A 13,336-nucleotide genomic window follows, 5' to 3' on the forward strand; every position below is an offset into this window, starting at 1 on the left:
TGCAGGTAGTGCTGAAACTCTGGCCGGAAGCAGCCCTTCCATGCGGGAAGGGCTGATGCCGCATACACGCTCTTCTCCGGGAAGGGGCATACAGCGTAAACCAAAAGAAATTGACACCGGCATCATCTGCCGAGTGTCAATTTTTCAAGCACATCTTTTTCGACTTTTTCCACACCCTGGACAGCAAGTTCCAGCGCCTCTCCATACTTCCCATGACGGAACTGGTCCTCTGCCTGCAGAAGCAGAATGTGTACTTGATCATGAGAAGAGCGGTAGCGGTTTCCGTACTGGATGACCTTCTCTGCCGCTGCTGCATCCTGCATGGTCTTTTCCACAGCTTCTCCGGCGTACTGAACGGCCTGATCGGCTTCGGCACTTTTTTTCTCGACCATCTCCATCGCAAGCGGTTCTTGATGGAGTTCTTCTTCTGCCGCCGTTACGCTCTCCTCCGCCCGGTGAATGATCTCCTTCACGTGATCCGGTACAACTGGCAGCGAAGAACGCCGCAGCCGCTTCTGAAGTCCCCGCAGGCTTCCGCGGTGCTCCTGAAGCTGATCTCTTGCATGCAGTTCTCCCTGGCGCAGATGCTGAAAACTGTCCTGCACTTCCGCCATATCCGCATGAAGCTTCTCGACATCCGCTTTCCAAACTTCCAGCTGGTCTTTCGTTGTCGTATAGGTTTGAATGCTGTTTTCCATGCCATCTTCAAGCACTGCGAAATCAGCTGCGAGCTGCCGCCGTCGCTCTTCAAAACGCTGGATGTTCCGTTCTTCCTCTTCCCGCAGCTGGTAGCCGGCTTTCACCGTTTCGACTTCCGCACGTAACGCTTCCAGCGAATCTCTGCTCTCTTCAATCAGAACGGCTCCTTCAGCAGCGAGGCTCTCGGCGCGGGAGCGTGCCAGGGCTTCCTCTTCCAGCGTATCGTACATGGAGGTCAATGCCGCCTCGGCTGCGTCCGCTTTTTCTGCAGCTTCCTGCAGACGAAGCTCTTCCACGGCACTTTCTCCTTCTCGGCAGGCCTCCCGCCAGGTGTCGATTTGTTCCTGCATCTCAAAAAGATGAACCGGATAGCCGCCTTGTTCCATTTCTTCAAGGCCTTCCTGCAGCTGCGTGAGCTGGGCAGGAATCTCCCTGCGGAGGCGCAGGAACAAACCGGGAACCATGTCCACCGCGTCATTGAGGAAGGTCAGCTCACTTCGGATACCCGAGAGGATCTCCGATGCCTGAAAGTAATCCCCTTCTCTCGTACGCTCATGAAACTCTGCGAATTGTTCATACACTTGGTAAAGCCTGCTCTCCAGCTGCGCACCAGCTGTCGAGAGCGCGCCTTTCTGCACCCACATCTTTTTCTTCGTGTCTTCATATTCATCTGCCATATACTCCACATCGCCGCGGTTCTGTTCTTCACTGTCCACCAGCTCTTCCACTTCGGCAATGAGATGGTCAATCTGTTTTTCGATAAGCTGCAGTTCTTCCTCCGTCTGCCTGCACAGCTCAAAGGCACGCGGGAAACGGTAGCGGTCTGAGAATTCCTCGATTTCCATCAATCGGTCCTCGATTTCCGGAAGCTGCCTGGTGACGATGTCATCCCACGTTTCGCGCCACGTATTAAAATGAGCTTCTGTTTCACCGGAGAGCCTCAGTTCTTTCAGTTTGGAAAGAGACTGTGTCACCGGACGATTCATCAACTCTGCTTTTTTCAAACCAAGCTGATCGATTCTCGATGATATTTTCTTCCTCATCCAGATGCTGAATACAATACCCGCAGCAAGTAATGCTGCTGTTATGTAAATCACATATGCCATGCGCCTGCCTCCCTCACAGCCGGACTGTTCTTTATCAGCCGGTCATCCAGCTGTCCGAACAATTACTAGACGTTCATCATATTTTTTATCAACTCCTATCTTACCATTTAGCCCTGCTTCTGGACGACCAGTTATTTGAATTTCAACAATTGATTCTTTCGACTCATTTTTCCTCTATGTTTCCACCCGGCACTGCCTGCTCATCGCCTGTTACTGCTTCACAGGCGATGAGCAGACGTCTTATCTGAAAATTTTCTCTTAAATTCAGTAATTTTCTATTGTTTTCTCTCCGTTTTCTGCAGATGATAGAAGGATAACGGATACTGGACACCGTTCGACTTCACTGTATTTAAGGAGGACATTCTTATGCTGAGCCATGATGGTCACGTACACACCCCGTTCTGCCCGCACGGCACCGCGGATACACTCGCTGCCTATGCAGAAGAAGCACGAAAAAAAGGGCTGAGCGGTCTAACGTTTACAGAGCACGCACCGCTGCCGGCCTCATTTCAAGATCCGGTCCCGGGCGGGGACAGCGCCATGCACCCGGATGAGCTGTTTCCATACCTGGAGGCTGTAGAGCGCATCAAACAAGAGTACCGGGGCAGCCTGACGATCTTGTCCGGCCTGGAGGTGGATTACATTCACGGATGGGAAAAGGAAACGAAGGCCCTTCTTCAGGAAGCAGGTCCTTACCTGGACGACAGCATCCTGTCCGTACATTTTCTTCAGACAGACAGCCGCTGGCACTGCATTGATTTCAGCAGGGAAGCCTTTGAAGCGGCGGCGCTGGACGCAGGCGGACGCGGGCCATTATATCACCTCTACTACGAGACCCTGCTACAGGCCATTCAGGCTGATCTGGGGCCGTATAAACCGGCCCGCCTCGGCCATATCACTTTGATCCGCAAGTTTCAGCATGCTTTTGACCAGCAGGTCGATGACACGCCGCGGATCAGGGAAGTACTCCATCATCTGGCAGCTGCCGGCATGCAGCTCGACGCCAATACGGCAGGCAGGTATAAACCGGAATGCCGCGAGATGTATCCTCCTGAAACCTTTGTTCAGGAAGCAGCCGGGATGGACATCCCCGTTGTATACGGGTCGGATGCCCACCGCTCGGACCACACAGGTGCCGACATTCAAAGCGTCGCATCCCTCCTGGACTAGCGGCTGCTCCACGGACATCCAGAGCCGGAGCTGATGCATGTTCATCCACCGAGGTCTGTGATATACTCCTGGGCATACTACATGAATGGAAAGGTGATACCTATGGTCAATACAGCAGCAGATCAAGGAACACTCCCGGAAAAGTATCGCATGCTGAACCGTCAGCTGGATGCGCTATTGGAGGGAGAAACCAATACTACGGCCAATCTGAGCAATGCAGCAGCACTGCTTCATGATTTTCTTGACGATGTGAACTGGACAGGTTTTTACCTCGAACAGGAGGGCGGGCTTGTTCTCGGCCCCTTTCAAGGCCTGCCTGCCTGTGTCAGAATTGCTTTTGGAAAAGGGGTCTGCGGCACAGCGGCTGCGGAAAAACGTACACAGCGGGTAGACGATGTGCATGCGTTTCCCGGCCACATTGCCTGTGACGCAGCGTCCAACTCCGAAATTGTTATCCCGCTTTTTCACAATGGCGAGGTGTTCGGCGTGCTCGATATTGACAGTCCTGTCCATTCCCGTTTCACGGAAGAAGACCAGGAAGGGCTCGAAGCCTTCGCCGATACGCTCCAAAACCACCTGAACCGCTGAAAGCCGGTCCTGGCCTCCCGTTTCATATAGGCGCAGACCCGTGATTTACGTTCTCAAACAAAGGCCCTCACCAAAAACAAGGTGAGGGCCTTTTTCGTTTCTACCGTTTCTATGCGGCTCGTTTTTATCGCTGGAAGGTACTCAGAACCGGATTTTCTTTTCTGACAGAGCCGCTCAGGCGGAGCCTGTCCCTTCTGTTTCAACCTCTTGTTCATCGGGGGCTGCTGTCTGATTTCTGCCGTTCCGTTTTGCTCGGTAGAGACGCTGGTCTGCCTCGGCAAACAGTCGCTCCAGCTTGATCGTTTCGTCTTCTTTCCACAGGCTGATTCCGCAGGATAGCGTTACAGAAGGTTCTGTTGTTTCCGGAACGCGGACACGAATCCATTCCGCTGCTTCCAGCGCCGTCCGTTTTCCATGTTCCGGGAGATAGAGAGCCATTTCTTCCCCACCCCATCGACAGGCCGTCCCGCCGAAACGGTCGGCTGCCTGCAGCAGAACCGCAGCGCTGTCAGCGAGAACCTTGTCGCCAGTCTGGTGGCCGTACGTATCGTTGACCGATTTGAAATTATCGAGATCAAAGAGCAGAAGCGAACCGCCGCGATGCTGATCGATAGAAGTTCGTACCTTATTCTCCATGTAATCTCTCGTATAAAGCGAAGTGAGCGCATCCGTCTCCAGCAGGTAGCGGAGTTCTTCCTGCAGAACAGCGTTGGTTACTGCCAGCGCGGCATGCTGCGTCATAGACTGAAGCACTTTAAATGCTTCGAAGCTGAGTGCCATTTTTTTGCTGGACAGAAGCAGCACACCGCCGATAATGGTATTATCCTGCACCATCGGGATCCCGGCTGCGGTCTGGAACAACGCCTCTTTCCCCATCGTCCCGAGAAAAATGTGCTCGCCTTTTTCCAGCAGATCCCGCTGCATTAATCGCCTGTATGGCTCCATGGACGCCTCGTTCCACCTATCAGGAAGAACAGAAGCGTGATGGTAGCGCACGTCCTTTAACATGCACACGACCTGGTCCACACCCGTACTTTCCTGAATAGAGGCCGCGAGGACATTCGTCATGACGGCAGTGGAACGCTTTTTATTTAACAGCTTCGTGAAGTCATTGATGGCCGTCATGTCTTCTGCGTGCCGTTTCGTCTGCTGGTACAAATGGGCATTTTCAAGTGAATCCCCACACGAGTCTGCGAGCAGCTGGAGGAACGAGTCGTCATAGGGAGCGTACGTCTCCCCCTTAGTCTGCAGGGTACATATTCCATATACTCCCTGACGTCCTTTCAAAGGAATATAGAGTGTGCTGGCGTCGCGTTTGTATTCCGCCTGCTGATACGCCTCGACGACGATATCGGTAGGATTATAAAAAGACAGCTGGCTGATTCTGTGATTGCTGATCGAACTCCACTCTCCAGCAAGGTGAATTTCTGCTCCCGCACTTGGATAGAAAGAGTCTACCGCACTAAGGAAGCTTTCTAGAATATCCGATGTTTCGTTAGAAGAGTGAAACGTTCGGGAAAAACGGAGAAGCAGGTCTTTTTTACTCTTATCTTTTTTCAGCATTTCTGTTTTATGCAATTTCACCAGGACTGGAGAAAACAATCGAATCATACGTGTCATGTCTTTCTCATGAAGCCGGCAGCCGGCCTCATTCCCGGCAAGGATCATGCCTGCAGCCGCCCCCCTGACCGACACGGGATATCCTCTGCTTTCGCTGTCGCCGGTCGGTATCGTGACCGCCGTCTGCTGAGCCGCAGCGTCATGCAGCTGTCCGATGACCTCATGGCTGCACGTATCGGGACGTACCCGTTCAAGTCCTGCCGTCACAGGGAGCAGGCAATATTCTTCTGCTTCCTGCATGTAAAGAACGGCTGCAGTCGGGTCGATAAAAAGGGCGGAGAAAAAACGTTTGGAAAACTCTTCGACCGTCTCGTACACTTCCAGGTCTTCGAGCAGTGTGTAGACCCAGTCGGACACATCTCTCTCTTCCAGCTGGAGCAGCGCCGCAATACGGCTGTGCTCTGATTCCGGAGCTTCGATGAAAACATTCCCGGGAACGAGAGGGGCCTCCATCCGGGTGCAGCACGCCGCATCGTTCCGGTAATCGGCGTACAGACGTACCTTCCCGCTCGTATCAGCAGCCTGCACCAGCAGCGGTATGTCCAGCTTTTCTGCCGCCCCGGCTATTAAATGAAACTGAGATGCTTCAGGTATGTAGTTCCTGCTGTCGATGCGCACAATCATGTCCCTCCCCCGCAGAATGACATCATTTCATCATTCTTTCCGTATTGTCTTCTCTTCATCTATTACTATAGTATCATGTACCCCGTCGATTAGCGAGATAAACAGGTTGACTCCCGGCCCTGTTTTCGTTACAATAGCTTTTGTGCAAATAGGACAGCCTGCGTAAACGTTTTTCTGTATCATTTCATGCCCGCACCGTCGAGGGGTACTGCGTAACCTCCAGCTGTCGAGGCGAAGGTACCAGACCATGAAATGACAGGGATCCGGGATTACGACCTGTTTATTTCACGTAATTTTTTTATGATGAAGGAGGAGCTATCACATGGCTCGATACACAGGACCAAGCTGGAAGATTTCCCGCCGCCTCGGTATTTCTCTAAGCGGAACAGGGAAAGAACTCCAGAAACGACCTTACGGACCAGGCCAGCACGGCCCGAACTCCCGTAAGAAGATGACAGAATACGGACTTCAGCTTCAGGAAAAGCAGAAGCTGCGTCACATGTACGGTATGACAGAGCGTCAGTTCCACAAGCTGTTTGAGATTGCAGGCAAGCGTGAAGGTATTCACGGTGAGAACTTCATGGCACTGCTGGAATCCCGTCTCGATAACATTGTTTACCGACTAGGATTTGCACGTACGCGTCGTCAGTCCCGTCAGCTGGTTAACCACGGACACGTGACAGTCGACGGCGGCCGCGTGGATGTACCATCTTACCGCGTGGTTCCAGGTCAGAAAATTTCTCTTCGCGAACGATCCATGAACATGGATGCAATCAAGGATGCACTGGAAGTCAACGACTTCGTTCCTTCCTACCTTGAATTTGACGAAGACAACAAAGTCGGCACTTACGTGCGTCTGCCTGAACGTTCTGAACTTCCGGCAGAAATTAACGAACAGCTCATCGTTGAGTGGTACAGCCGTTAATATGCCGCAGAAAAGCAGGACCCAAATCCGGGTCCTGCTTTTTTTGTTGTTCACATCTGCAGGATGTTCGGACGGCGCTTGATCCCTCTGTCGTCGCCGCCCTTCACTTCTGAAAAGGGTTCGGTTTGTTTTTTCTTTTCAATGAGAATCCTAAGTGCGCCATTTGAAAAACGTCTGAGCACTCCTGAGCCTGTTCAATTTGTGAATGAGGACCTGTTTTTCTCCCTTGTTCCGCGGGCACCTTGCAAGTGCCGGCACCATCCTTTTTTATGCATGTATCCAAAATCATGAAGGAGAGAGGGACCCGGCTCCTCGCCGCAGGAAGCCTTCTCGCTGTTTCTGAGCTGTCGCTTTCTGTCCGGGAACGTCAAACAGCCGTATACCATGCTCTTGTTTCAAGAGTGGCATACGGCTATGCACGCCTCAGAGGGCTTGGTCCTGCATCGCCGGAGACGACGGCAGGCAGATTTGAGCAAGTCCGTTTCCAGCAGATGATGGTTGATCACCCTGCTCTGTTCACGAAGCTTTTTTCCGTTTAGAGAAAAGGTGCTTCGGCCCTCCGGTACAGGTGCTTTGACGCTTTCTGCTGCATTACGAGAAGCGCTGCTCTTAAGGTCGGTTCCGGTCCTGCAGCATGTCCTTGATTTCGCGGATTTCCGACTTCAGTTCCTCGTTGTCTTCATGCAGTCTCGCCATTTCCTGCTTATTCACCTCTTCATCTTCATGTCCAAGATAATCAAGAATGACCGCTACGACAAGGTTGAGAATGACGAGGGCTCCGATGACGATGAAGGAGACGAAGTAAATCCAGGCCAGCGGAATTTCCGCAATAACCGGCCTTGCCACCTGGCTTGCCCAGGATTCAAAGGTAACTACCTGAAGCAGCGTAAACAGGCTCATATGAAAGCTGTCGAAAAATTCGGCCGGCAGCACTCCCCGGAAAAACGTCGTGCCGATAATCGCATAAATAGAGAAAATGAGTATCGTCAAGCCGAGAATCCCGGTCAGCGCAGGAATGGAACGGACGAGCGAATCGATAATTTTCTTCAGTGCCGGTATAGCCGGAATCATCCGGATCAGACGCAGCACGCGGATCAGACGAAGAACACTGACCAGTGGTGTGTTATAAAAGATGAGACTGAGAGCTACAATGGCGAAATCAAAATGGTTCCACGGATTTTTAAAATAGCCGCGGATCCCCAGCCCCGTCAGTTTAATCATCAGCTCGATAACAAAAATCCACACAATAACCGTATCAAGGACGAGCAGCAGATCATTGCCGGGCTGATACGACTCTGCAATGATGATCAGGCCGTTAAAAATGATGATGCTGATGATGATTGGCTGAAACCACGGATGGTTGGCGATGCTGGCCATTAACGCCCGGAAAGATGACGTGTCACTCATGTTCGGGCTCCTTTCCCTACTGCATTCAACCGCTCCATCGAATCAGGAAAAACTTCTTCTTCCCGCGGCGGATGATGGTAAAGGCTTTATCTATTTGATCTTTCTCTTCGACCTGATAATCCAGGTCCTGGCAGCGGGTGCCGTTCACATAAACGGCGCCATTCGTTATGTCCTCTCTCGCCTGCCTCTTCGATGTTACGATTCCAGCTTCGATGAGCAGTTCTACCAGCGGCATCTGCGCTTCCTCCATGCGGTAGGACGGCACATCTTTAAAACCTTGACTGATTTCAGCTGTCGTCAGGGAGGTAAGGTCACCACCGCCGAAAAACGCCTGTGTGATATTCTGTGCCTGGTGCAGATTTTCTTTATCATGGACAAAGGCCGTAAGCTCTTCTGCCAGCCTTCTCTGGGCTGCACGCTCATGAGGTCGTTCCTGGACTTCCTTTTCGAGCGAGCGGATCTCCTCTTCCTCCAGAAACGTGAAATACCGGAGAAACTTGATGACGTCCTGATCGTCAGTGTTCAGCAGAAACTGGTAGAACTCATAAGGGGAGGTTTTTTCCGGGTCAAGCCAGACGGCTCCTCCCTCCGTTTTGCCGAACTTCTGCCCGTCGGCTTTCGTCACGAGCGGAATCGTAAATCCATAAACTGGCTCACGGCCGCTTTCTTCCATGCCATATGTGCGGCGGATCAATTCGAGCCCTGCCGTAATATTCCCCCACTGATCACTGCCGCCGATCTGCAGCTTGACACCGTGATGGTCATGCAGATACTGAAAATCGAGCGACTGCAGAATCTGGTAGCTGAACTCCGTAAAGGAAATGCCGCTTTTGATCCGGGCTTCGACAGATTCTTTTGCAAGCATGTAGTTAACACCGAAATGTTTGCCGGTATCCCTCAAAAAGTCAATGATGGTCATGCTGCCGATCCAGTCATAGTTGTTGACGAGGACCGCTTTGTTTTCCCCTTCAAAATCGAGGTACTTCTCCAGCTGATGCTGAATTTTCCTGCTGAAGCCTTTCACTACTTCTTCTTCATTGAGGCTTCGCTCTGCGCTTTTGCCGCTCGGGTCCCCAATGAGTCCGGTGGCTCCTCCTACGAGCGGGTAGGGCTGATGCCCGGAGAGCTGAAAGCGCCGGAGCGTGATGATCGTCAGGAGATGTCCGATGTGCAGGCTGTCCCCTGTCGGATCGAATCCGCAGTAGAGCTTTACCTGTTCTTGATTCAACAGCTCCTTTAATCCATGCTCATCGGTCACCTGATTTACGAGTCCCCGGTTCTTCAGGTCCTCTAAAATGTGTGTCATGTGTCTTCCCCCTTGATTTTAGTGTAATCAGACAGCGTCGTTGCGACGAGAGCCGGCATCCGACGGCTGCTTCTGTAATGAAAACTTATCCATTCCAGCCAAGAAAAAAACGCCCCCTGCTGCTTCTGCAGCAAGGGGCGCTGGTCGTCCAGCACGGTGCCACCCTTCTCTCAGACCGCTGTGATCTGATCTCAACTGCGTAACGTGCAGCGGCGGCGCTGTTTCCAGCGGCGGACTCCCAGAACGTAATTCATCTGTCTGTTTATGCCTGGTTCGCATCGGCCACCAGTTTTCTGTACAGGGAAACAGCAGACTACTTTTTCTGTTCAACGTCGATCATGATATGCATACCACTCTATTTTTTATCACAGGCGAACTGGTTCAGTCAAGCTTTTCACCGATAGGGATTAAGACCATCAACCTATTGGGCACAGATAGTCATATGATATAATGAATTCACCTATGTTTGTAAAAGGAGGAAACACTGTGGCTGAACAGAAAAAAGCCGGAATTGCCGGCGGGGTCGCTGCCCTGACCAGGAGTTTCCGCATTACTTCTGCGGTTGTCTGGAATGTACTTTTAATCTTTTTTATACTCCTTCTGGTTATGGCTGCTTTCGCTGGAGGAGCAGGAGCCGGCTACTTTGCTTCCCTCGTCCAGGAAGAGGAAGTGCACGAGCCGGACGAGCTCGAGCTAGCTATATATGACTACGAAGAAGCGACGGAAATTTATTTTGATGATGAAGAATACCTAGGAGACCTTCCCTCCCCTCTGGAAAGACGTGAGATCCCTCTTGACGATATGTCAGAGAACTTGATCAATGCGGTCATTGCAACCGAAGATGAATATTTCTTCGAGCATGAAGGGATTGTCCCGAAAGCATTGATGCGGGCAGTAATGCAGGATTTTTCCGGCGGGGATACACAGACCGGCGGAAGTACGCTGACCCAGCAGCTTGTGAAAAACCAGCTGCTTTCGAGTGAAGTCACTCATGACCGGAAAGCTGCAGAAATTCTGCTGGCGATGCGCGTAGAACAATTTTTTGATAAAGAAGATATTCTGGAAGCCTACTTAAATGTTGTTCCCTTCGGCCGCAATGCGTCAGGTCAGCAGGTAGCCGGTGCTCAGGCAGCTGCTCAGGGGATTTTCGGGGTGGATGCTTCTGAACTGAACATTCCCCAGGCCGCATTCATTGCTGGTCTGCCGCAGTCGCCGTTCGGCCACACGCCTTTTGAAGTAGATGGAAGTGTCAAAGAATCCTTTGACTCCGGCATCAACCGAATGGCTACCGTGCTCGACCGGATGCACCGCATGGATTATATTGATGATGAAGAACTGGAAGCGGCTGAGAACTATGACCTCGAGGCCAGTTTTGCGGAGCCGGAAACTACTTCTTACGATGACTATCCGTTTATTTTGAGAACAGTAGAAAATCGTTCAAGAGATAAAGTAGCTGAGTATTTGATGGAAGAAGACGATGTATTTCTCGACGAAATTGATGATCCGGAGCAGGAACTTCTACTTCTTAACCGCTACCGTGAAGATGCGGAAGAAGCCCTGCAGCGAAATGGCTACCGCATTCATACGTCCATCGACAAAGACATTTACGATGCGCAGCAGGAGGCAGTAGAGAATTTCGAACACTTCGGTCCGAATAAGACGGTCTCCCAGGAGACAGAGGATGGCGAATGGGTCGATGTAGAATACGAAGAGCAGACAGGATCGGTGCTGATCGACAACCGCACCGGTGCAGTCAAAAGTTTTGTAGCCAGCCGTGACTTTGAAATCAGCGAAGTGAACCATGCGATGACACTCTCCTACGCTGGTGGTTTCCGACGTAACACTGGCTCTACCATGAAGTCTCTGCTCACGTACGGACTTGGTTTTGAAAGCGGCGAGCTGCAGCCCGCTTACTTGACGCCCGATATTCCGTATATCTATGAATCTACACGAGACGATGATGAGCCGCGGGAGGTCACCAACTTTGACTTGAACAACCAGGGTATGATGACAGCAAGAGAAGCGCATGCTTCTTCCCGAAACGTTCCGGCAGTACGGGAAATGTCCAGAATGGATCAGGAATACATCCTGGACGGACTACGCGACTACGGCTTTGAACGATTCTTTCCGGATGATAGCAGCTTCCCTTTTGAATCCACGGCTCTTGGTACGATCGGCATGACCGTGGAAGCCAATACGAGCGCGTTCTCCTCATTCGGTAACGAAGGATCCAAAAAAGAATCCTATATGATCGAACGAATTGAAACAGCTGATGGGGACGTGATTTTTGAACAGGATCACGACGTGGAGACCGACATTTTAAGTACACAGACCAACTATCTGATGATCGATATGATGCGCGACGTGCTTGATTCGGACATGGGAACCGCAGGCTCCCTGCCCGGCCGCATGAATTTTGACAGCGACCTGGCCGGTAAAACAGGAACGACAAATGATATCGTCGATTCCTGGTTCGTAGGTCTGAATCCGAACTTCACCCAGGGAATCTGGGTCGGTTACGGCACACAGGAAGTCAGCGTCGAACAATCGGTGAACGGCATGAACTACGGTCCAAGAACACAGCAGTTATGGGCCGACCTTGCGAACGCTGCCCACTCGGTCGATCCTTCATTCATGGAACCGGAAGACAGCTTTGAACAACCGGACGGCATCGTAGAAGCAACCGTCTGCGGGATCTCCGGACAGCTCCCTTCCGACCTATGCGAAGAAGCCGGCATGGTGACCACTGACTTGTTTAATGAAGAACACGTGCCGACGGAAACAGATGATACGCTTGAGCGCGTCGATTATGTACGAGTGAACGGTGATTTCTATCTCGCTCTTGATTCGACTCCTTCCGAATTCACCAGATCCGGTGTGTCGATCAGCGATGAATTCTTCAATTTAGAAGACGACGAAGATCTATCTGAGTATATTCCGGATGACTGGGATAACTTGATAAGCACAGAAGAAGAAGCACCGGATAACGGCCGCACACCTGGCGCTCCCAGCAATGTCTTCGGAGGGACTTCCTCCATGGGATGGGGAGCCCATCCGGAAGGCGATGTCGTCGGATACCGTGTGTATCAGGCTCCGGATGAAAATAGTTCCTTTACACATGTGGACAGTCTCCGCTGGGATGAGGACTACACGTACAGCGGTGGTACAGCCGCATACTATGTTACCGCAGTCGATGCGTCCGGCCGGGAATCTTCGCGAAGCAGCGTAGTAACCATCGGTAATCCTGGTGCATCCACTTCCAGTACCAACGACGGAGGCGGCACCGGCTCCACTGGCGACACTGGCGGCGGCGGAACCGACAGCGGTACGAATACCGGCGGTGGCGCCAACAACACCTCCGGCGGCGGGAACAACGGGGCTGACAGCGGCGCCAACAACGCCGGCGGCGGGAATAACGGTGCTGACAACAGCCCTAACGACGCCGGCGGCGGGAACAACGGGGCTGACAATGGCGCCAACAACACCGGCGGCGGGAACAACGGGGCCGACAATGGCGCCAACAACGCCGGCGGCGGGAACAACGGGGCTGACAACAGCCCTAACAACGCCGGCGGCGGGAACAACGGGGCCGACAATGGCGCCAACAACGCCGGCGGCGGGAACAACGGTGCTGACAATGGCGCCAACAACGCCGGCGGCGGGAACAACGGTGCTGACAATGGCGGAGCGAATGATTCAAATGCCAACACGAATGATGCTGGCAATAACGATGCAGAAGCAGCAACGAACGATGTTGACAGTGAGACAGAAACAAATAACAGCTCTGTCAATAATGAAGAAGAGACCTCGAACAATACTGAATAGCAGACAAGAATGAATAGAGAGGGGGCCCTGCCCACAGTGCCCTACCCATGAAGAAGCAAGAGAGCC

At 52.2% G+C, this 13,336-nt stretch carries 8 protein-coding genes; 4 read left to right on the plus strand and 4 right to left on the minus strand.

Annotation, left to right across the window (positions count from 1 at the left end):
• Positions 1–122: 122 nt before the first annotated feature.
• On the minus strand, positions 123–1,805 hold the full coding sequence (locus tag G477_RS0107565; protein WP_026697432.1) for a septation ring formation regulator EzrA: 1,683 nt from the start codon (positions 1,803–1,805) through the stop codon (positions 123–125).
• 366 nt (positions 1,806–2,171) lie between these two features.
• On the opposite strand from G477_RS0107565, the gene hisJ reads away from it, so the two are divergent.
• Together hisJ and G477_RS0107575 are read left to right on the plus strand one after the other, a co-directional pair.
• Positions 2,172–2,975, plus strand: coding sequence for a histidinol-phosphatase HisJ (gene hisJ / locus G477_RS0107570; RefSeq protein ID WP_026697433.1), 804 nt, complete (start codon positions 2,172–2,174; stop codon positions 2,973–2,975).
• 102 nt (positions 2,976–3,077) lie between these two features.
• On the plus strand, positions 3,078–3,563 hold the full coding sequence (locus tag G477_RS0107575; protein ID WP_026697434.1) for a GAF domain-containing protein: 486 nt from the start codon (positions 3,078–3,080) through the stop codon (positions 3,561–3,563).
• Between the two features lie 174 nt (positions 3,564–3,737).
• On the opposite strand, the gene G477_RS0107580 is transcribed toward G477_RS0107575, so the two are convergent.
• A complete protein-coding gene (locus G477_RS0107580; protein ID WP_026697435.1) occupies positions 3,738–5,807 on the minus strand; it encodes a GGDEF domain-containing protein in 2,070 nt (689 codons plus the stop codon).
• A gap of 322 nt (positions 5,808–6,129) precedes the next feature.
• Between G477_RS0107580 and rpsD the strand changes: the two genes are divergently transcribed.
• Positions 6,130–6,732, plus strand: coding sequence for a 30S ribosomal protein S4 (gene rpsD / locus G477_RS0107590; protein ID WP_026697436.1), 603 nt, complete (start codon positions 6,130–6,132; stop codon positions 6,730–6,732).
• A 609-nt stretch (positions 6,733–7,341) separates the two neighbouring features.
• Here the strand turns inward: rpsD and G477_RS0107600 are convergent.
• Together G477_RS0107600 and tyrS are read right to left on the minus strand one after the other, a co-directional pair.
• Complete coding sequence (locus tag G477_RS0107600; RefSeq protein WP_026697438.1) at positions 7,342–8,139, minus strand: ion transporter; 798 nt, start codon at positions 8,137–8,139, stop codon at positions 7,342–7,344.
• Positions 8,140–8,164: 25 nt separating this feature from the next.
• On the minus strand, positions 8,165–9,445 hold the full coding sequence (tyrS, locus tag G477_RS0107605; RefSeq protein ID WP_026697439.1) for a tyrosine--tRNA ligase: 1,281 nt from the start codon (positions 9,443–9,445) through the stop codon (positions 8,165–8,167).
• Positions 9,446–9,931: 486 nt separating this feature from the next.
• On the opposite strand from tyrS, the gene G477_RS19030 reads away from it, so the two are divergent.
• On the plus strand, positions 9,932–13,270 hold the full coding sequence (locus G477_RS19030) for a transglycosylase domain-containing protein (RefSeq protein ID WP_245575432.1): 3,339 nt from the start codon (positions 9,932–9,934) through the stop codon (positions 13,268–13,270).
• Positions 13,271–13,336 lie beyond the last annotated feature (66 nt).

The sequence above is a fragment of the Alkalicoccus chagannorensis DSM 18086 genome (assembly GCF_000429725.1).
Taxonomy (GTDB): Bacteria; Bacillota; Bacilli; order Bacillales; family Salisediminibacteriaceae; genus Alkalicoccus; species Alkalicoccus chagannorensis.